At 40.0% G+C, this 532-nt stretch carries 1 protein-coding gene; it reads right to left on the reverse strand.

All coding sequences use genetic code 11. The annotated features are described in order from the left end of the window. Positions 1–532: transposase (locus ACFQPF_RS11340; protein ID WP_379749716.1), on the reverse strand; the 532-nt coding region annotated here is incomplete at both ends.

Genomic DNA, 532 nt, shown 5'->3' on the forward strand with positions numbered 1-532 from the left:
AGGTTTTCCAAGTCGTCTTCGACCATTTCTTTCAATAGATTTAACGGCTCTTTTACTTTGGGATACGCTGAAAGAGAAGAATCGTTTTCAATGATCTCAATGAGTTCTTCGCAATATCGAAGCTCTTCTTCCAGTTGGTCCGTCGTGTTTTTAATGGGGAAACGCTCTTTCATTCCGTCTTGAACTTGATAGACGGCTTTACGGACTTTTCGGGACTGGTTCATCAACGCTTCTCTTGGTGATTTCTGATTGTATCGGGCTCTTGTATGAGTGGCATCGACGATGATAGAGTGGCTTTTAATCACGCCTTTTTCTAATGCGATTTCCACAGATTTCTTCAATAACATGTCCAAAATTTTCACGTCTTTTAAACGAAGTTTACGGAACTTGGTCAATGAACTAGGCTCTATGACGGCCTCTTCTGGTGCCATATCAAGGAAATATTTGAAAGACATGTCATACTTTGAGCGTTCGACAACATCGACATCTGATAAATCGTAAATCACCTTTAACAACAGATACTTAAACATGC

This window comes from Fictibacillus iocasae, assembly GCF_042665465.1.
GTDB lineage: Bacteria > Bacillota > Bacilli > Bacillales > Fictibacillaceae > Fictibacillus > Fictibacillus iocasae.